Origin of the sequence: Burkholderia sp. Bp8984 (assembly GCF_003853755.1) — a bacterium.
Lineage (GTDB): Bacteria > Pseudomonadota > Gammaproteobacteria > Burkholderiales > Burkholderiaceae > Burkholderia.
Genome location: NZ_QTQN01000038.1, coordinates 24,649 through 43,767, shown reverse-complemented (window position 1 = coordinate 43,767; position 19,119 = coordinate 24,649). Strand labels below are relative to the sequence as shown.

Genomic DNA, 19,119 nt, shown 5'->3' with positions numbered 1-19,119 from the left:
ACACCTGAACACGGACAGGAACACGACAATCATGATCGACGGACAGATTCTGCTCGGACATTCGATTCCCTGGGGCATGGTCGGCGGCGGGCTCGGCAGCCAGATCGGCTACAGCCACCGGTCGGCCGCATTGCGAGACGGCAGCTTCCAGCTCGTTGCCGGCGCATTCGACATCGATGCCGAACGCGGGCGGCAATTCGGCGTGAAGCTCGGTGTCGACGCCGGGCGCTGCTATCCCGACTACCGGACGATGTTCGACTCCGAGGCGAAGCGTGCCGACGGCATCCGCGCGGTGTCGATCGCGACGCCGAACAACACGCACTTCGAAATTTGTCGCGCGGCGCTGAACGCGGGGCTGCACGTCGTCTGCGAAAAGCCGCTGTGCTTCACGACCGAGGAGGCCGAGGCGCTGCAGCGGCTGTCGGTCGAGAAGAACCGCATCGTCGGCGTCGCGTACGGCTATTCCGGACACCAGATGATCGAGCAGGCGCGCGAAATGATCGCGCGCGGCGATCTCGGCGAGATCCGCATCGTGCAGATGCAGTTCGCGCACGGCTTTCACAGCGAGGGCGTCGAAGCGGCGAGCGCCGCCGCGCGCTGGCGCGTCGACCCGAAGTTCGCGGGGCCGAGCTACGTGCTCGGCGACATCGGCACGCATCCGCTGTACATCTCCGAAGTGATGGCGCCGGAACTGCGGATCAAACGGCTGATGTGCTCGCGGCAGAGCTTCGTGAAGAGTCGCGCGCCGCTCGAGGACAACGCGTTTACGATCATGGAATACGACACGGGCGCGATCGGCTACGTGTGGTCGAGCGCGGTGAACGCGGGCTCGATGCACGGGCAGAAGGTGCGCGTGATCGGCTCGAAGGCGAGCGTCGAATGGTGGGACGAACATCCGAACCAGTTGCGCTACGAGATCCAGGGGCAGCCCGCGCAGGTGCTCGATCGCGGAATGGGCTATCTGCATCCGCACGCATTGCGCGAGGACCGCATCGGCGCCGGGCATCCGGAAGGGCTGTTCGAAGCGTGGTCGAATCTGTACGCGCGCTTCGCGCTCGCGATGGATGCGGCCGATCGCGGCGACGCGCAGGCGTTGAAGAACATCCGCTTTCCGGATGTCCATGCGGGCGTCGAAGGCGTGCGGTGGGTCGAGAACTGCGTGCGGTCCGCCGATGCGGGCGGCGTATGGGTCGACTATCGGTGAGCCAGCGGCGACCGATGCGCGGCGTCGGCCGGCGGCCCAGGGCGGTTGCCGGCGACCCTCGGCGTCGCCGTTCGCATCGGCGTCGGTAGACGCCCTAATCTTTACGGCTCGGCGACGGCGTTGGAAAATCGTTTCCATTCCGGCCGTGGAGCGTGTGCAGGTGATGATCGAGCGCGTGGGAGCGAGCGTGCGGCGCGGGCCGTGCCGCAAACGTGATTAAATTCGCCCTTCATGCATGTCCATAGGTGAGTCCCGGGCGCACGCGCAGGCGGCGCGCGGATCGGGGCCGTCAACTTCGCGCTATCCGATGAGTTCATCCGAGAAACCACCCGCCACCGTCGAGGCGTTCCTGCAGCATCTGACGCAGGAGTACGACGGCCTCAGCAATCGCCTGAAGGTGATTGCGCGTCACGTGGAAACGCATCGGGACCAGCTGGGCCTGGAAGGCATCCAGTCGCTCGCGGAGGCGTGCGGCGTGCAGCCGTCGGCCGTCGTCCGGTTCGCGAAGCATTTCGGCTTTTCGGGCTTCTCCGAGATGCAGCGGCTGTTCCGCGAGGGGCTGGCCCAGCAGATCGCGCCGGGCCGCGCGTACAACCTGCGGCTGCGCGACGTGATCGAATCGGGCGAGTCGAGCCTGCAGCCCGAGCAGATCGCCGACGAATTCATCAAGGGCAGCATTGCCGGCATGCAGCAGCTGCGGCAGACGCTCGACCCGCACGCACTCGCACGGGCCGTCGACCTGCTCGCCGACACGCAGGCGATCTGGATCGCCGGCTCGCGCCGCGCGTTTCCGATCGCCGTGTATCTCGACTATGCGCTGCAGCACACCGACAAGCGCATCGGCCTGTTCAGCGCGCTCGGCAGCATGCATCTCGGCCAGATCCGCTCGGTGCGCGAGGGCGACGTGATGATCGTGATCTCGTTCATGCCGTACGCGGAAGAGACGGTGCAGGTCGCGCAGCAGGCCGTGCAGCGCGGCGCGCGCCTGATCGCGATCACCGACAGCCGGATGAGCCCGCTCGCGCGCGAGGCCGAGGTGACGCTGATGGTGCAGGACAGCGAGACGTTCGGGTTCCGTGCGCTGACCGCGACGATGGGCCTCGCGCAGAGCCTGTTCGTTGCGCTCGCGTACCGGCTCGAGCTGTCGTACCTGCCGACCGCCGACGGCGTACACGGCACGCAGGCCGGCTGACGCCGGCCTTCGATTCGCCGGCCGCCCGCGCATTCCATCGCCGGGCGGCGCGTCGACCCCGCTTACTTCGCGGTCGGCATCGCGAATTCGGCGCCCTTGCCGATGCTCGACGCCCAGCGCTGCATCACCGACTTCTGGCGCGTGTAGAAGCGCACGCCTTCCTCGCCGTACGCGTGCATGTCGCCGAACAGGCTCTTCTTCCAGCCGCCGAAGCCGTGCCAGGCCATCGGCACCGGGATCGGCACGTTGATGCCGACCATGCCGACCTGGACGCGCCGCGCGAATTCGCGCGCGATGCCGCCGTCGCTCGTGAAGCATGCGACGCCGTTGCCGAATTCGTGTGCGTTGATCAGGTCGACCGCTGCGCCGAAGTCCTTCACGCGCACGCAGCCGAGCACCGGCCCGAAGATCTCTTCCTTGTAGATGCGCATGTCGGGGCTCACGTGATCGAACAGCGTGCCGCCGGTGAAGAAGCCTTCCTCGCGGCCCGGCACGCGCAGCCCGCGGCCGTCGACCACCAGTTGCGCGCCTTCGCTGACGCCTTGCCCGATATAGCCTTCGATGCGCTTGAGCGCGTCGCCGGTGACGATCGGTCCCATCTCGACTTCCGGCGACATCCCGTCGCCGATCACCAGCTTGCGCGCGCGCTCGGCCACCAACGGCACGATCTTGTCGGCCACGTCGCCGACCAGCACCGCGATGCTGATCGCCATGCAGCGCTCGCCGGCCGAGCCGTACGCGGCGCCGATCAGCGCGTCGACCGCCTGCTCGATGTTCGCGTCCGGCATCACGACGAGATGGTTCTTCGCGCCGCCGAGCGCCTGCACGCGCTTGCCCGACTGCACCGCGCGCTGCTGCACGTAGGCCGCGATCGGCGTCGAGCCGACGAAGCTGACGGCCTGCACGTCCGGGTGGTCGAGGAGCGCGTCGACCGCGCCCTTGTCGCCTTGCACGACGTTGAACACGCCGGCGGGCAGGCCCGCCTGCGTGAGCAGGTCGGCGATGAACAGCGCCGCCGACGGGTCGCGTTCGCTCGGCTTCAGCACGAACGTGTTGCCCGTCGCGAGCGCGACCGGGAACATCCAGCACGGCACCATGCACGGGAAGTTGAACGGCGTGATACCCGCGACGACGCCGAGCGGCTGGCGCATCGTCCAGTTGTCGATGCCGGTGCTGACCTGGTCGGTGAAGTCGCCCTTCAGCAGTTGCGGCACGCCGCATGCGAATTCGATGATGTCGATGCCGCGCGCGACTTCGCCCTGCGCATCCGAGAACACCTTGCCGTGCTCGGCCGTGATGATGGCGGCCAGCGTGTCGCGGTGTTCGTTCATCAACTGCAGGAAGCGGTGCAGCACGCGGGCGCGGCGGATCGGCGGCGTGTCGGCCCAGGCCGGGAACGCCGCACGGGCGGACGCGACGGCGCGCTGCACTTCGTCGTCGCCGGCGAGCGCGACGCGGCGCACCGCGCGGCCGAGCGCCGGATTGAAGACGTCCTGGAAGCGGCCGCTGCGGCCGGCGACGGGTGCGCCGTCGATGTAGTGGCCGACGTCGGCGTCGGACGTATAGGCGGGAACCGTGGTCATGCGTGTCTCCTGGGCATGGGAATGGGGAGTGGACGGAACCTAGTCTAGGCAAAGCGGCGGGGCGGGAGAAGGCCGCGCAACTTGATTCACTGTTCAGAATTCTGAATAATTGGCGGATGAATCAGCAAAATGTCCAGGCGCTCTGGCCGCATATCCACTCGCTGACGGTCCTCGCCGCGGCCGGCAGTTTCACGGCCGCCGCGCAGCGGCTCGGCATCAGCAAGGCCGCGATGAGCCAGCGCATCGCCGATCTCGAGAAGGCGGCCGGCGTGCCGCTCGTGCGGCGCACGACGCGCAGCGTGAGGCTCACCGACGCCGGGCAGACGCTGGTCGACAGCACGCGCGACGCGTTCGAATCGATCGGCCAGCACTTCGCGCGCGTGAAGGACCTCGCCGGCGAGCCGCGCGGGCTGCTGCGGGTGACGGCGCCGGTCGCGCTCGGGCGCCAGCAGGTCGTGCCGCACCTGCCCGATTTCCTGCGGCAGCACCCGGGCGTGCACATCGAACTCGACCTGTCCGACCGGCTGCATTCGCTGACGCAGGAGGGCTTCGACCTCGCGATCCGCCATACGACGACCGCGCCGCAAACCCACGTCGCGTGGAAGCTGTGCGACACGCGTTCGCTGCTGGTCGCGAGCCGCGACTACCTCGACGCGCGCGGTGCGCCGCGCCACCCGAGCGAACTCGTCGACCACAGCTGCCTGTGCTACCTGCGCGACAACGAACCGGCCGCCTGGAGCTTCGAGCCGGACGGCCGGCGGCGCCAGCGCGTGAGCGTGCCGGTGCGCGGCAGCTTCGCGGCCAACAACAGCGAGGCGATGCGCGAGGCCGCGCTCGGCGGGCTCGGCATCGCGCTGCTGCCGGATTTCAGCGCGCAGCGCGATCTCGACGCCGGCCGGCTCGTCGCGCTGCTGGACGGCTGGCGGCCGTCGGGCGCGTTCGGCGACCACATCTTCGCGCTGCGGCCGTACAGCCCGGTCGTGCCGAGCGCGGTGCGCGCGCTCGTGCGGCACCTGCGCGAGCGGCTCGCGGGCGGGTTCTCGGGCGCCTGACGGGCGCTCGGCGGGCGCTTGGCATGACGAGCGCGTGCCGAGCGCGGGCGCGCCGCGTCGCGCGGCCGGGCCCGGGCCGCGCGGGCAGGGGCGGCCGCGCTGCGGTAAAATCGCCGCTTCCTCCCGCGCCCGTGTGGCGCGTCATTCGAAGGTCGACAGCCGATGCAGATTCACAAGGAAGTGGACGCGCGCGGGCTCAATTGCCCGTTGCCGATCCTGCGCGCCAAGAAAGCGCTCGCCGATATGGAGAGCGGGCAGATCCTCAAGGTGCTCGCGACCGATCCGGGTTCGCAGCGCGATTTCGCCGCGTTCGCGAAGCAGACGGGCAACGAGATCGTCGAAGTGACGACCCAGGACAAGACCTTCGTGTTCCTGATGCGCCGCCGCTGACGGCCCGCATCTCGCGCCCCTTGCGGCGCCCGCTCGCGCACCGCCCGCTGCGGTCTGCCGCGCCAACGGCGCGACACGAGCGCCAGCACAGACCCTCGCCCAGGCGCCTGTTCCATGGGAAAGCGCTCGTCTGACGCCTCTGACAATTCTTAAACCTCGCCGCACGACCGGCTGCGTATACTGACCCGGCCGGTCGTCCGTCTCGGATGGATGCACCGGCCACGGTACGTCATACGAGGCGGGCACGGGGGCCATGCCTGACGCTGCCGTCGTACAAACGGGGAGAGGACATGTCCTTCAGACCAGGGACCATTCGAAGTCCGTCCGCAGCGGAATGCATCGCGCCCGCACGTGCGGCGGGGTTGAGCCGGATCGAGCTCGACCCGCAACGGGATCGCCACGCGCGTGCCGCGCTCGAGGCGTATGCCGATTCGGCGGCGGCCGAGATGCCGTGGCTGGCCGAATCGCTCGACGAACGGCTGCGCGGCGCCGCGCGGGACGACGGCACGGGCTTCACGTATTGCGGCGCGACGATCGGGCGCGTGTTCGATCTCGCGCAGGCGTGGGCGGCGAGCCAGCCCGACTATGCGGCGCCGGCGTGGGAGCGCGTGCGCAGCCAGCTGGAGCGGATGCTGGGGCAGCCCATGCTGGGCCAGCCCATGCCGGGGCAACCGGAAGCGCCGCCAGTTGCGCGACGGGAAGGATTATTCGAATAAAGGACCGTAGTCCGCGCAATTTCTTGGCGAATTTCATACTACTATGATGAAATCGCCGGTTCGTCCGTGCCCTGTTTTTGAGATGGGTTGCCGGGGCGCCGTATCGCGCAGGTTGCGCGCTCGGCAAACGACGGCTCGCCGGCCGGTGTCGGACGCCGCGCGCATGCTGCGCGGCGGGATGAGTGCGGGGAGCTGAACTGGACGAATCGATTTCGATTTGCGGGGTGCTATGAGAATTGCTGTACTGGATGATGATCCGGCCCAGACGGATTTCGTCAGTCAAACGCTGACGGCCGCCGGCCACACGTGCTATGCGTTCAAGGAAGGCAAGGCCCTGAAGAAGCGTCTGCAGCGCGAGACGTTCGATCTGCTCGTGCTCGACTGGAACGTGCCCGACATGTCCGGCGAGGAAGTGCTCAAGTGGGTGCGTGCGAACCAGACCGAGCACAGCCTGCCGATCATCTTCATGACGAGCCGCGACGACGAGGCGGGGATCACGCAGATCCTCAACGCCGGCGCGGACGATTACGTGGTCAAGCCCGTGTCGGGCCCGATCCTGCGCGCGCGCATCGGCTCGCTGCTGCGCCGCGCGTATCCGGTCAACGCGGAGGCGACCGTTCGCGAGTTCGACCAGTTCCGCTTCGACGTGAACCTGAAGCAGGCGTATGTCGGCGACAAGGCCGTGAGCCTCACGCAGAAGGAATTCGAGCTCGCGCTGCTGCTGTTCCAGCACCTCGACCGGCCGCTGTCGCGCGCGCACATTCTCGATCTCGTGTGGAAGCAGGCGACCGACATCCCGTCGCGCACGATGGACACGCACATCTCGATGCTGCGCACGAAGCTCGGCCTGCGGCCGGAAAACGGCTATCGCCTCGCGCCGATCTACGGCTACGGCTACCGGCTCGAGCGGGTCGGTCAGGGAGAGCCGGAGTGACCCGGCGCATCACGCAGCGCACGGCGAGCCTGCGCACGGCGGCACTGCATGCGGCGTGCGCGGTCGCGTTTGCGTTCGCGGCGCAGCAGGCCGTCGCGCAGCCGAGCGCTGCCGCGGGCAAGATGGTCGTCTACCGCACGCATGCCGGCGACACGCTGTACGACGTCGCCGCGCGCTACCTGCAGGGCCCGGACGACTGGCAGCTGCTGCAACGGATCAACGGCGTGCCCGCGCCGAAACACCTCCAGCCCGACATCGCGCTGAAGCTGCCGGCCGCGCGGCTGCGCAAGGAAAAGCTGACCGCGCGCGTCGTCGCGGTGCAGGGCACGGCCGAGCGCGCGTCCGGCGGCGCGTACGCGCCGCTCGCGAACGATGCGACGCTGACCGAGGGCGACCGCGTGCGCACGGGCGCGAACGGCTTCCTGACGCTCGAACTGGCCGACGGCACGCACATGAGCCTGCCGCCCGACAGCCAGCTCGACCTGAAGACCTTGCGCCGCACCGTGCTGACCGGCACGCTCGATCGCGAGTTCGAGCTCACGCGCGGCTCGGTCGACAGCGAGGTCACGCATCTGAAGAAGCGCGACGACCGCTTCCAGATCCGCTCGCCGTCGGTCGTGGCCGGCGTGCGCGGCACGCGGTTCCGCGTGAACTACGACGCCGCCGGCAACGCGGCGACGCGTGTCGAGGTGCTCGACGGCACGGTCGGCGTCGCGGGCAAGCAGCAGCCGACCGACCCGACGCTCGTGCATGCGAACTTCGGCAGCGTCACGACGTCGTCCGGCGCGGTCGGCGCACCCGTGCAGCTGCTGCCGGCGCCCGCGCTCACGCATCCGGACAAGGTGCAGGACGAGCCCGACCTCACGTTCGACGTCGCGCCGCTCGAGCATGCGCATGCCTATCACCTGCAACTCGCGCGCGACGCGGGCATGCTCGAACTGTTCAGCGAAACGCGCACGGTCTCGTCGCGTGCGGTGTTCCGCGAGGTGCCGAACGGCACGTACTTCGTCCGGATTTCCGCGATCGACGACAACGGCCTCGAAGGCATGCCGCACATTTACGCGTTCGAGCGGCGCCTGATGGGGCTCGATGCGAGCGCGTCGCCCGGCCCGGACGGCTACGAGTTCCGCTGGGCGCCGAACGACGCGGCCAAGGACGCGCGTTATCGGTTCGTGCTGTCGCACTCGAAGGACCTGAGCGCGCCGGTCGTCGACCAGATGGGCCTGAAGGCGCGCCGGATCACGGTCTCCCACCTTCCGCCCGGCGACTACTACTGGGCGGTGACGGTCGAGGAGTTCGAGGGCGGCAAGTTCTATCAGAAGACGAGTCCGGTCAGCGCGTTCACGTTGTCGCGCTGACCCGCGGCGCATGAAAACCGACTCCGTTTCCCCGCGGCGGCGCCTCGGCCGCCGCTTCCTGATCGAGTGGATCGCGATCGGCTGCCTCGGGATCGCGGTGATACTCGCGTGCGCGCTCGGCCGGTTGTCGTCGAGCGTCGACGGGCTGATCTACGACCGGCTGCTGATGCTGCGCAGCCTGCCGCTGTCGCCCGACGTCGTCGTCGTCGACATCGACAACCAGAGCGTGTCCGCACTCGGCCGCTGGCCGTGGTCGCGCAGCGTGCACGCGCGGCTGCTCGACACGCTGGCGCGTGCGCAGCCGGCCGCGGTCGTCTACGACGTGCTGTTTACCGAGCAGTCGCCGGAGGATCGCGCGTTCGCCGACGCCATGGCCCGTGTGCCGACCTTCCTGCCCGTCTTGCTGAGCCCCGAACAGGCGGACGGCACGCGCACCGTCGATCCGCCGGTGGCGGAGCTGTCGGCGCGCACGATGGGACTTGGCCACATCAATCTCGAAGTCGATCCCGACGGCATCGTGCGTAGCGTCGCGCTGTTCGAAAGCGACGGCCGCGTGCGCTGGCCGCAGCTGATGGTGCCCGTCTATCGTGCGATCCAGGCCGGCCGGCTGCATCCGGTCGGCGGCACGCCCGGCGCGCAAGCGCACGACCTGTCGCGCGACGCGACCGGCGACGGCCGCTACCTGATCCCGTTCAGCCGCAACACGCCCGCGTATCCGACGCTGTCGTTCGACGACGTGCTCGAAGGGCGCGTGAAACCCGACGCACTGCGCGGCAAGATCGTCGTCGTCGGCGTGACGGCGTCGGGCCTCTACGACCGTTTCGCGACGCCGGTGTCGGGCGACTTCGGTCCGCTCGCCGGCGTGTACATCCATGCGAACGTGCTCGACATGCTGACGACCGGCAGCGCGATCCTGCCTGCATCGCGTGCCGGACTCTTCGCCGCATCGCTGCTGCCGCTCGCCGTGCTGCTGGGCGGCTTCCTGATGCTGTCGCCGTGGCGCGCGCTGCTGCTGACGCTGAGCCTGGCCGCGCTGGCCGTCGTCGCGAGCCTGGCGCTGCTGTTCGAGGCGCGCATATGGCTGTCGCCCGCGCCGGCCATCTTCGGGCTGGTCGCCGTCTACCCGATCTGGAACTGGCGGCGCCTGGAAATGACGATGTCGTACCTGCGCCGCGAGCTGCAGCGGCTCGCCGATGAGCCGCACCTGCTGCCCGAGGCGCCGCGCACGCGCAGCGTCGGCGGCGACGTGCTCGAACGGCAGATGGCGCTGATGGCGCAGGCCGCGCAGCGCGTGCAGGATATGAAGCGCTTCGTGTGGGACAGCCTCGACAGCATGCCGGAGGCGATCTTCGTCACCGACCTGGCCGGCACCGTGCTGATCGCGAACCATGCGGCGAAGCGCTACGGTTCGCGGCTCGCGCTGCCGGTGCCGGAAGGGCGGCCGCTGCGCGCCGCGCTCGGCGAGCTGACCTTCATGAAGACCGTCGACGGCAACGCCGAACACGACGTCACGATCCGCGCACACTGGCCGGACGCGCTCGACCCGACGCTCGGGGCCGAAGACGAAGCGATGGCGCGCGGCATCGAGGTGCGCGATCGCGACGGGCTCGACCATCTGTTACGCTACGCCCCGTGTACGAACGCGCAGGGCCGCGTGACGGGCTGGATCGCCGGTCTGGTCGACGTGACCGAGCTGCACGCGGCCGAGCGGCAGCGCGAGGAGGCGCTGCACCTGCTGTCGCACGACATGCGCTCGCCGCAGTCGTCGATCCTCGCGCTCGTCGAGATCGAGCGCGATCGCGTCGAAACCGACGCGATGCGCGGGCTGCTCGCGCGGATCGAGCGCTATGCGCACCGTGCGCTGTCGCTCGCCGACGAGTTCGTGCAGCTGGCGCGCGCGGAGTCGCAGGCGTACCAGCTCGAACCGACGAGCCTGGTCGACGTGCTGATCGACGCGAGCGACGAAGTCTGGCCGCAGGCGCAGGCAAAGCGCATCCGCATCGAGACCGACGTCGGGGCCGACATGTGCTGGACGCGCGCCGACCGCTCGCTGATCACACGCGCGTTCGTCAACCTGCTGAACAACGCAGTCAAATACAGTCCGTCCGACACGGTGATCGCGTGTACGCTGTCGGTCGAGCATGAATCGAAGCGGATCTTCTGTACGATTCGCGATCAGGGGTACGGCATCGCGCCGGAAGATCTGCAGCATATGTTCGAGCGTTTCAAGCGGTTCCATGCCGGCGAGCGGCCCGAAATCTCGGGCTCCGGGCTCGGCATGGCATTCGTGAAGACGGTCGTCACGCGCCACGGCGGCAGCGTGACGGTCGACAGCGAAGTGGGTGTCGGCACCGCGGTGACGGTGTCGCTGCCCGCGATCGACGAGCCGTCCGCCTGACAGGGCCGGGCACGACGGCAGGCATTTGGGGGAAGTCATGAGAAAGGAATGGGCAGCGGCCGCGCTGGCGGCGTCGCTGTTGACGGGTTGCGCCGGCGTCACGACCGGCGTGAGCGCGCTCGGGCAGCCGAATGCGTTCGCATCCGGTGCGCACGGCTACGATTTCGTTCGCACGGCCGCTCAGGCCGACGATGCCGAATACCGGCAGATCGAGACGCTCGTGCACGACGAGCTCGCGCAGCGCGGCTTCGACGCGCAGCCTGGCCAGGCCGCGCGTTACCGGCTGTCGATCGCGTATGCGACGCAGCCGGCGTCGGTCGCGGCGACGGCCGACCAGTGCGGCGCGGCAAGCAGCGCGTGCGTGACCGTCGACGGACCGGCGCCGTTCGCGCTGCCGTTCGCGGGCAAGGTGTACCGCCACGTGCTGACGCTGCGTTTCGTCGATGCGAAGACGGGCGTCGACGTCTATCGCGTGTCGGCGTCGCTGCGCGATCGCGATGCGCTCACGCAGCAGGCCGCGCCGACACTCGTGAAGAGCGCGCTCGCGAAGCTGCCGTTCGAGCAGGGTGACGGCTGGCTCGTGAAGACGAAAAAAGACGACGCGGGCGCAATGCCGGGCGTCGTCTCGGTGAAGCCGGCCGTCACGCGCTGACGCGCCGGCCGTGAGGCGAGGGCGGCCCGCCGGGGAGGCGAGGCCGGCCCGTGCCGCGTTCAGGCAGCCGGTTGCCCGTTGCCGCGCGCGCGCAGGTACGCGTCGAAGTCGGTGCCGACTTCCGGGTGGCGCAGCGCGAACTCGACCGTCGCCTTCAGGTAGCCGAGCTTGCTGCCGCAGTCATAGCGCGTGCCCTGGTACTTGTAGGCCAGCACCTGTTCGTCGGCGAGCAGCGCCTGGATCGCGTCGGTGAGCTGCAGCTCGCCGCCCGCGCCCGGCTTCAGCGCACGCAGGTGTTCGAAGATCCGCGGCTTCAGGATGTAGCGGCCGACCACGCCGAGGTTCGACGGCGCGACTTCCGGCTCCGGTTTCTCGACGATCGCCGACATCTTGACGATCGACTCTTCCCACTCCTTGCCGTCGACGATGCCGTACGACTTCGTCTCCGACGGCGGGATCTCTTCCACGCCGATCACCGAGCTGTGATAGTGGTCGAACACGTCGACCATCTGCTTCATCACGGGCGGGTTGCCGTCGAGCAGGTCGTCGGCGAGGATCACCGCGAACGGATTGTCGGCGACGAGCTTCTCCGCGCACAGCACCGCATGGCCGAGGCCGAGCGCTTCCGGCTGGCGCACGTAGAAGCAGTCGACATGGCTCGGCTTGATGCTGCGCACGAGCTCGAGCAGCTTCTCCTTGCCGCGCGCCTCGAGTTCGGCCTCGACCTCGTACGACTTGTCGAAGTGATCCTCGATCGCGCGCTTGCTGCGCCCGGTCACGAAGATCATCTCGGTGATGCCCGCGGCGATCGCTTCCTCGACTGCGTACTGGATCAGCGGCTTGTCGACGACGGGCAGCATTTCCTTCGGGCTCGCCTTCGTTGCCGGGAGGAACCGCGTGCCGAGACCGGCAACGGGGAATACCGCCTTGGTGACTTTCAACATGATCGAACCTTTATTCCTGTAATCGACTTGTCAGACAGCCTATGTTCACGTTCCGATTATAGTGAACGCAAACGACCTTACCGTTTGTTACGCAGGCAACCGATCGAGCTGAGCGCGCAGTTTTTCCAGCGTGCTCTGGAATTCGGCGACGCGCTTCTGCTCCTGCTCGACCACGGCCGGCGGGGCTTTCGCGACGAACGCCTCGTTGCCGAGCTTCGCATTGCACTTCGCGATCTCGCCCGTCAGGCGCGCGATTTCCTTCGACAGGCGCTCGCGTTCGGCCGCGACGTCGATTTCCACCTTCAGCACCAGCTTGTTCGGGCCCACGATCGCGATCGGCGCGCCGTGCGCTTCCTTGTCGAGGGTCGCTTCGTCGGCCAGGATCTGCACTTCCGACAGGCGCGCGAGGGCTTGCACGTACGGCGCGAACGAGCGCAGGCGCTCGGCATCGCCGGCCGCGAGCAGCGGCACCTTGGTCGCCGGCGACAGGTTCATCTCGCCGCGCAGGTTGCGGCACGCGTCGACGATCGCCTTCAGGTCGGCCGCCCATTGTTCGGACACCTCGTCGATCTTCTGCAGGTTCGCGACCGGATACGCCTGCGTCATCAGCGACGCTTCGCCCTCGGCCTGGCCTTGCGGATAACGGCCGGCGAGCGGCGCGACCTTCTGCCAGAGCGCTTCGGTGATAAACGGGATGATCGGGTGCGCGAGGCGCAGCACCGTTTCCAGCACGCGCAGCAGCGTGCGGCGCGTCGCGCGCTGCTGTTCCGGCGTGCCGTTCTGGATCTGCACCTTCGCGAGTTCGAGGTACCAGTCGCAGTACTCGTCCCACACGAACTTGTAGATGCTGGTCGCGATGTTGTCGAAGCGGTAATCGGCGAAGCCCTTCGCGATGTCGGCCTCGGTGCGCTGCAGGAGCGACACGATCCAGCGGTCGGCCGCCGAGAAGTCGAGGTAGCCGCCGGGGCCGCAGTCGCCCGCGCCGCACACTTCCGGCTTGTCGGTGCCGCAGTCGTGGCCTTCGCAGTTCATCAGCACGAAGCGCGTCGCGTTCCACAGCTTGTTGCAGAAGTTGCGATAGCCTTCGCAGCGCGCGAGGTCGAAGTTCACGTTGCGGCCGAGCGTCGCCATCGACGCCATCGTGAAGCGCAGCGCGTCGGTGCCGAACGCGGCGATGCCGTCCGGGAATTCCTTGCGCGTCTTCTTCTCGATGGTCGCGGCCTGCTTCGGGTTCATCAGGCCGGTCGTGCGCTTCGCGACCAGCGTCTCGAGGTCGATGCCGTCGACGATGTCGATCGGGTCGAGCGTGTTGCCCTTGCTCTTCGACATCTTCTGGCCTTCCGCGTCGCGCACGAGACCGTGTACGTAGACGGTGTGGAACGGTACCTTGCCGGTGAAGTGCGTCGTCATCATCACCATCCGGGCGACCCAGAAGAAGATGATGTCGAAGCCGGTGACGAGCACCGACGACGGCAGGAAGTGCTGTAGTTCAGGCGTTTCGTTCGGCCAGCCGAGCGACGAGAACGGCACGAGCGCCGACGAGAACCACGTGTCGAGCACGTCCTCGTCGCGCTTCAGCACACCGGTGTAGCCCTTCGCGGCGGCCTGCGCGCGCGCCTCTTCCTCGTCGCGCGCGACGAACACCTCGCCGTTCTCGCCGTACCACGCGGGAATCTGGTGGCCCCACCACAGCTGGCGCGAGATGCACCAGTCCTGGATGTTCTCGAGCCACTGGTAGTAGGTGGTCGTCCAGTTTTCCGGCACGAACTTGATCTGGCCGCTGCGCACGACGTCGAGCGACGTTTCGGTGATCGACTTGCCCGGGTTGAACGTGCCTTCCGGCGCCGGCTTCGTCATCGCGACGAACCACTGGTCGGTCAGCATCGGCTCGATCACGACGCCCGTGCGGTCGCCGCGCGGCACCATCAGCTTGTGCGGCTTCACGGAGTCGAGGAAGCCCTCCGCATCGAGGTCGGCGACGATCGCACGGCGCGCGTCGAAGCGGTCGAGGCCGCGATACTGCGCGGGGCCGTTGTCGTTGATCTTCGCGTCGAGCGTCAGGATCTCGATCGGCGCGAGGTTGTGGCGCAGGCCGACCTGGTAGTCGTTGAAGTCGTGCGCGGGCGTGACCTTCACGACGCCCGTGCCGAACTCGCGGTCGACGTAGTCGTCGGCGATCACCGGGATCTCGCGGCCCGTCAGCGGCAGCGTGACGAGCTTGCCGATCAGGTGCGCGTAGCGCTCGTCTTCCGGGTGGACCATCAGCGCGACGTCGCCGAGCATCGTTTCCGGACGCGTGGTCGCGACGGTCAGCGAGCCCGAACCGTCGACGAGCGGGTAGCGGATGTGCCACAGGTGGCCGTTTTCCTCCTCGCTCGCGACTTCGAGATCCGACACCGCGGTGAGCAGCACCGGATCCCAGTTCACGAGGCGCTTGCCGCGGTAGATCAGGCCCTGTTCGTAGAGCGTGACGAACACGTCGCGCACGGCGGCCGACATCTTGTCGTCCATCGTGAAATATTCGCGCGACCAGTCGGTCGACGCGCCGAGGCGGCGCACCTGGCCCGTGATCGTCGAGCCGGACTGCTGCTTCCACTCCCACACACGCTCGACGAACTTCTCGCGGCCGAGGTCATGGCGCGATACGCCCTGCGCGTCGAGCTGGCGCTCGACGACGATCTGGGTCGCGATCCCCGCGTGGTCGGTGCCGGGCACCCACAGCGTGTTCTCGCCGAGCATCCGGTGGTAGCGGGCGAGGCCGTCCATGATCGTCTGGTTGAACGCGTGGCCCATGTGCAGCGTGCCGGTGACGTTCGGCGGCGGCAGCTGGATCGCGAAATCGGGGCGCGCCGGGTCGAATGCCGGGGCGGCATAGCCGCGTTTTTCCCACTCCGGCCCCCATTGGGACTCGATGGTGTGGGGCTCGAAACTCTTCGCAAGCGTGCTGTCGCTCATGGTTGGAAATCTGCCGAAAAATGCGTGAATTGGATGCCGAATCTGACAATTATAAATGGATGCACATCGGCCAGCCATCGCTTGCCCGCGCGGGCGGGTCGCAAGGGGCGTGCAGCGCGGGCGACGGCCCGCGGCACAACGGATCGGAAACGGCACCGCGCGGCCGACTTATAATGGCGGGTCCGCATTTTTCTCGCACGTCCGCTGCCGCTCCATGCCCGATCTGCTCGCCAATCTGAACCCTGAACAATACGCCGCCGTCACGCTGCCGAACGAACCGGCGCTGATCCTCGCGGGGGCGGGCAGCGGCAAGACCCGCGTGCTGATCACGCGTATCGCGTGGCTGATCCAGCAGGGCTACGCATCGCCGGCCACCGTGCTCGCCGTCACCTTCACGAACAAGGCCGCGCGCGAGATGATGGCGCGGCTGTCGGCGATGATGCCGATCGACACGCGCGGGATGTGGATCGGCACGTTCCACGGGCTGTGCAACCGGATGCTGCGCACGCACTGGCGCGACGCCGGCCTGCCGCAGACCTTCCAGATCCTCGACACGGCTGACCAGCTGTCGGCGATCAAGCGGCTGATGAAGGCGGCGAACGTCGACGACGAGAAATACCCGCCGAAGAACGTCCAGTACTTCATCAACAACGCGAAGGAGCAGGGGCTGCGGCCCGACAAGGTCGACGCGTCCGACAACTTCAACCGCAAGTTCGTCGAGCTGTACCAGGCGTACGACCAGCAGTGCCAGCGCGAGGGCGTCGTCGATTTCCCCGAGCTGCTGCTGCGCTGCTACGAGCTGCTCGCGTACAACGCGCCGCTGCGCGCGCACTACCAGGCGCGTTTCAGGCACATCCTCGTCGACGAGTTCCAGGACACCAACAAGCTGCAGTACGCGTGGCTCAAGATGCTCGCGGGCGGCGAGAACGCGATCTTCGCGGTCGGCGACGACGACCAGTCGATCTACGCGTTCCGCGGCGCGAACGTCGGCAACATGCGCGACTTCGAAGACGAATTCCGCGTGCGCAACCTGATCAAGCTCGAGCAGAACTACCGGTCGCACGGCAACATCCTCGATGCGGCGAACCAGCTGATCTCGAACAACGCGCATCGCCTCGGCAAGAACCTGCGCACCGACGCCGGCCATGGCGAGCCCGTGCGCGTGTACGAGGCGAGCACCGATGCGCAGGAAGCCGGCTGGATCGTCGAGGAGATCCGCTCGCTGATCAACACCGGGATGTCGCGCAGCGAGGTGGCCGTCCTGTATCGCAGCAACGCGCAGTCGCGCGCGATCGAGCACACGCTGATGACGTCGGGCATTCCGTATCGCGTGTACGGCGGCCTGCGCTTCTTCGAGCGCCAGGAAGTGAAGCACGCGCTCGCGTACCTGCGGCTGATCGACAATCCGAACGACGACACCGCGTTCGTGCGCGTCGTGAATTTCCCGACGCGCGGGATCGGCGCGCGCTCGATCGAGCAGCTCGCGGACGCCGCGCGCCTGTACGACTGCTCGATGGCCGCCGCGATTCCGTACGTGACCGGCAAGGCCGGCACGAGCCTCGGCGCGTTCGCAACGCTGATCGCGAAGATGCGCGCCGAGACGCAGCAGATGAGCCTGCCTGAGACGGTCGAATACGTCGTGCGCGCGAGCGGCCTCGCCGATTTCTACCAGGGCGAGCGCGAAGGCCAGGACCGCCTCGAGAACCTGCAGGAACTCGTGAACGCGGCCACCGCGTTCGTCAGCGAGGAAGGCTACGGGCTCGACGCACCGGCCCGCTCGATTCCGCTGCGCGCGGGTGCGATCGCGGCGCCGGAGCTCGGCGTGGACGCAGGCGATCCGTCGGTCGACGTGCTCGACCCGGCGCCGCTCGGCGACCCCGCGCAGAATCCCGACACGATGACGCCGCTCGCGGGTTTCCTGTCGCACGCATCGCTGGAGGCCGGCGACAACCAGGCACAGGCCGGCCAGGACGCGGTGCAGCTGATGACGGTGCACGCGGCGAAGGGCCTCGAATTCTCGGCGGTGTTCATCACCGGCCTCGAGGAAGGGCTGTTCCCGCACGAGAACAGCGTGCTCGAATCGGACGGCCTCGAGGAAGAGCGCCGGCTGATGTACGTCGCGATCACGCGCGCGAAGGAGCGGCTCTACCTGTCGTTCGCGCAGAGCCGGATGCTGCACGGCCAGACGCGCTACAACGTGCGCTCGCGCTTCTTAGACGAACTGCCGGAGCACGTGCTGAAGTGGCTCACGCCGAAGGTCGAGGCCGGCTCGCGCTGGGGCGGCCGCTCGGACAACGCCGGCTGGGGGCGCGACTGGTTCGCGCGGCCGGGCGGCGGCAGCCGCGAGCAGGTGGTCGACGCGGCGGTCACCGCGCCGCTGCCGGCCTTCGCGAACAAGCAGCGCGCGGCCGACACCGGGTTCCGCGTCGGCCAGCAGGTCTTCCATACCAAGTTCGGCGAGGGCACGGTCACCGCGCTCGAAGGCAACGGCGCCGATGCGAAGGCGCAGGTGAAGTTCAAGCGGCACGGCGAGAAGTGGCTCGCGCTGGCGGTCGCGAAACTGCAGGCGGTGGAATGATGAGCATCGACATGGTTGAAACGGTATCGACGCGTCCGCTCGGCATTCTGGCCGCGCTGCCCGAGGAGCTCGGCGACCTGATCGCCGCGATGCGCGCCGACGGCGTGATGAAGACGATCACGCTCGGCCGCCGCGATTACCACGTCGGCACCGTGCACGGCGCGGCCTGCGTCGTCACGCTCGCGCGGGTCGGCAAGGTCGCGGCCTCCGCCACCGTCAGTGCGCTGATCCACGTGTTCGGCGTGTCCGGCGTCGTGTTCACCGGTGTCGCCGGCGGCGTGTCGCGCACGGTGCGTATCGGCGACGTCGTCGTCGCCGATACGCTGCTGCAGCACGATCTCGATGCGTCGCCGCTGTTTCCGCGCTACGAGGTGCCGCTGCTCGGCATCACGCGGTTCACGACCGACGCGGCGCTGACGGCCCGCCTGAAGGCCGCGTGCACGCTGTTCGTCGCCGAGGAGGGCGCACAGTTCGCCGCGCGTTTCGGCCTCGCCGGCGGGACGCTGCATGGCGGGCTGATCATCAGCGGCGACCGCTTCGTGTCGAGCGAGCGGGAAGTCGTCGCGCTGCGCGACGCGCTGCCGGACGCGCTCGCGGTCGAGATGGAAGGCGCGGCGATCGCGCAGGTATGCGCCGAACACGACGTGCCGTTCGCCATCGTGCGCACGATCTCCGATACGGCCGACGATCACGCGACGCAGTCGTTCTCGCACTTCCTGTCGGCGATCGCGAGCAGCTATTCGTCCGGCATCCTCAAGCGGTTCCTGACGTTGCATGCGACGGAGAATGGTGCAGCCATCGTGTAGGCAAGTACGTCGGACACGGGCACTGCGATGACGACGAGGCCGTGATGGCTTGAGCTTTCGCGGCTGCCGGGGTGTCGTAGCAGCGGGGACGACAGCGTGCTGCACGCAGTCGTATCAAAAAATAACGAAAATGAGAGGCCCCGAATGCCTGTCGACCCAATTCAATGCGCTTCGCAGGTTCCTGAAGTCGCAGAGCGGCGGCACGATTCCGGGCACCGGGATGAAGTTCGGCGTCAGCTTCGTGATCGCGATCGCGCTGGTCTGGCCGGGTGCGCGAATGTTCGGTCGCCGCACACGAGAACCCCGGCACTGATAACCGCTCGACCAAACGTTTCGCAAGGTTGTTGAGCCAACGGC

At 68.1% G+C, this 19,119-nt stretch carries 14 protein-coding genes; 11 read left to right on the top strand and 3 right to left on the bottom strand.

From position 1 onward, the window contains the following. The first annotated feature begins 31 nt into the window (after window positions 1-31). Window positions 32-1,204 carry a Gfo/Idh/MocA family protein gene (locus DID98_RS29520; RefSeq protein ID WP_124571868.1) on the top strand — a complete coding sequence of 391 codons (1,173 nt, stop codon included), beginning with the start codon at window positions 32-34 and terminating at the stop codon, window positions 1,202-1,204. A 307-nt stretch (window positions 1,205-1,511) separates the two neighbouring features. Beyond that, window positions 1,512-2,396, top strand: a complete 885-nt coding sequence (locus DID98_RS29515; protein WP_124488956.1) for a MurR/RpiR family transcriptional regulator — start codon at window positions 1,512-1,514, stop codon at window positions 2,394-2,396. 62 nt (window positions 2,397-2,458) lie between these two features. On the opposite strand, the gene DID98_RS29510 is transcribed toward DID98_RS29515, so the two are convergent. Then, window positions 2,459-3,979: a CoA-acylating methylmalonate-semialdehyde dehydrogenase gene (locus tag DID98_RS29510; protein WP_124571867.1), complete on the bottom strand. Its 1,521-nt coding sequence runs from the start codon at window positions 3,977-3,979 to the stop codon at window positions 2,459-2,461. Window positions 3,980-4,095: 116 nt separating this feature from the next. Between DID98_RS29510 and DID98_RS29505 the strand changes: the two genes are divergently transcribed. The 7 genes from DID98_RS29505 (at window position 4,096) to DID98_RS29475 (ending at window position 11,479) form a co-directional block, all read left to right on the top strand. Continuing rightward, window positions 4,096-5,031 carry a LysR family transcriptional regulator gene (locus tag DID98_RS29505; protein ID WP_124571866.1) on the top strand — a complete coding sequence of 312 codons (936 nt, stop codon included), beginning with the start codon at window positions 4,096-4,098 and terminating at the stop codon, window positions 5,029-5,031. Window positions 5,032-5,193: 162 nt separating this feature from the next. Continuing rightward, window positions 5,194-5,421 carry a sulfurtransferase TusA family protein gene (locus DID98_RS29500; protein WP_006753156.1) on the top strand — a complete coding sequence of 76 codons (228 nt, stop codon included), beginning with the start codon at window positions 5,194-5,196 and terminating at the stop codon, window positions 5,419-5,421. A gap of 290 nt (window positions 5,422-5,711) precedes the next feature. Next, window positions 5,712-6,137, top strand: coding sequence for a peptidase (locus DID98_RS29495; RefSeq protein ID WP_124488959.1), 426 nt, complete (start codon window positions 5,712-5,714; stop codon window positions 6,135-6,137). A gap of 229 nt (window positions 6,138-6,366) precedes the next feature. Next, window positions 6,367-7,071, top strand: coding sequence for a response regulator transcription factor (locus tag DID98_RS29490; RefSeq protein WP_006402120.1), 705 nt, complete (start codon window positions 6,367-6,369; stop codon window positions 7,069-7,071). Continuing rightward, window positions 7,068-8,429 carry a FecR domain-containing protein gene (locus tag DID98_RS29485; RefSeq protein WP_124571865.1) on the top strand — a complete coding sequence of 454 codons (1,362 nt, stop codon included), beginning with the start codon at window positions 7,068-7,070 and terminating at the stop codon, window positions 8,427-8,429. Before DID98_RS29490 ends, DID98_RS29485 begins: the two co-directional genes overlap by 4 nt. A gap of 10 nt (window positions 8,430-8,439) precedes the next feature. Further along, window positions 8,440-10,827, top strand: coding sequence for a CHASE2 domain-containing protein (locus DID98_RS29480; RefSeq protein WP_124571864.1), 2,388 nt, complete (start codon window positions 8,440-8,442; stop codon window positions 10,825-10,827). 37 nt (window positions 10,828-10,864) lie between these two features. After that, window positions 10,865-11,479 carry a DUF4136 domain-containing protein gene (locus DID98_RS29475; protein WP_044846084.1) on the top strand — a complete coding sequence of 205 codons (615 nt, stop codon included), beginning with the start codon at window positions 10,865-10,867 and terminating at the stop codon, window positions 11,477-11,479. Between the two features lie 59 nt (window positions 11,480-11,538). Here the strand turns inward: DID98_RS29475 and galU are convergent, their stop codons facing one another. Together galU and DID98_RS29465 are read right to left on the bottom strand one after the other, a co-directional pair. Further along, entirely contained in the window at window positions 11,539-12,423 is an 885-nt protein-coding gene (galU, locus tag DID98_RS29470) for a UTP--glucose-1-phosphate uridylyltransferase GalU (protein ID WP_044846083.1), read from the bottom strand. 87 nt (window positions 12,424-12,510) lie between these two features. Further along, window positions 12,511-15,378 (bottom strand): valine--tRNA ligase, encoded by a 2,868-nt coding sequence (locus DID98_RS29465; RefSeq protein WP_124571863.1) that lies wholly within the window; start codon window positions 15,376-15,378, stop codon window positions 12,511-12,513. A 214-nt stretch (window positions 15,379-15,592) separates the two neighbouring features. Between DID98_RS29465 and DID98_RS29460 the strand changes: the two genes are divergently transcribed. Both DID98_RS29460 and DID98_RS29455 read left to right on the top strand, forming a co-directional pair. Then, window positions 15,593-17,956, top strand: a complete 2,364-nt coding sequence (locus DID98_RS29460) for a UvrD-helicase domain-containing protein (protein WP_124571862.1) — start codon at window positions 15,593-15,595, stop codon at window positions 17,954-17,956. Further along, window positions 17,953-18,762, top strand: coding sequence for a 5'-methylthioadenosine/adenosylhomocysteine nucleosidase (locus DID98_RS29455; RefSeq protein WP_124523048.1), 810 nt, complete (start codon window positions 17,953-17,955; stop codon window positions 18,760-18,762). Before DID98_RS29460 ends, DID98_RS29455 begins: the two co-directional genes overlap by 4 nt. Window positions 18,763-19,119 lie beyond the last annotated feature (357 nt).

Excerpts from the sequence above, each read along its gene's own strand:
- DID98_RS29505 (WP_124571866.1), top strand. The coding sequence starts at position 4,096 with ATGAATCAGCAAAATGTCCAGGCGCTCTGGCCGCATATCCACTCGCTG.
- DID98_RS29510 (WP_124571867.1), bottom strand. The coding sequence starts at position 3,979 with ATGACCACGGTTCCCGCCTATACGTCCGACGCCGACGTCGGCCACTAC.
- DID98_RS29475 (WP_044846084.1), top strand. The coding sequence starts at position 10,865 with ATGAGAAAGGAATGGGCAGCGGCCGCGCTGGCGGCGTCGCTGTTGACG.
- galU (WP_044846083.1), bottom strand. The coding sequence starts at position 12,423 with ATGTTGAAAGTCACCAAGGCGGTATTCCCCGTTGCCGGTCTCGGCACG.
- DID98_RS29455 (WP_124523048.1), top strand. The coding sequence starts at position 17,953 with ATGATGAGCATCGACATGGTTGAAACGGTATCGACGCGTCCGCTCGGC.
- DID98_RS29495 (WP_124488959.1), top strand. The coding sequence starts at position 5,712 with ATGTCCTTCAGACCAGGGACCATTCGAAGTCCGTCCGCAGCGGAATGC.
- DID98_RS29515 (WP_124488956.1), top strand. The coding sequence starts at position 1,512 with ATGAGTTCATCCGAGAAACCACCCGCCACCGTCGAGGCGTTCCTGCAG.
- DID98_RS29520 (WP_124571868.1), top strand. The coding sequence starts at position 32 with ATGATCGACGGACAGATTCTGCTCGGACATTCGATTCCCTGGGGCATG.
- DID98_RS29460 (WP_124571862.1), top strand. The coding sequence starts at position 15,593 with ATGCCCGATCTGCTCGCCAATCTGAACCCTGAACAATACGCCGCCGTC.
- DID98_RS29500 (WP_006753156.1), top strand. The coding sequence starts at position 5,194 with ATGCAGATTCACAAGGAAGTGGACGCGCGCGGGCTCAATTGCCCGTTG.
- DID98_RS29480 (WP_124571864.1), top strand. The coding sequence starts at position 8,440 with ATGAAAACCGACTCCGTTTCCCCGCGGCGGCGCCTCGGCCGCCGCTTC.
- DID98_RS29490 (WP_006402120.1), top strand. The coding sequence starts at position 6,367 with ATGAGAATTGCTGTACTGGATGATGATCCGGCCCAGACGGATTTCGTC.
- DID98_RS29465 (WP_124571863.1), bottom strand. The coding sequence starts at position 15,378 with ATGAGCGACAGCACGCTTGCGAAGAGTTTCGAGCCCCACACCATCGAG.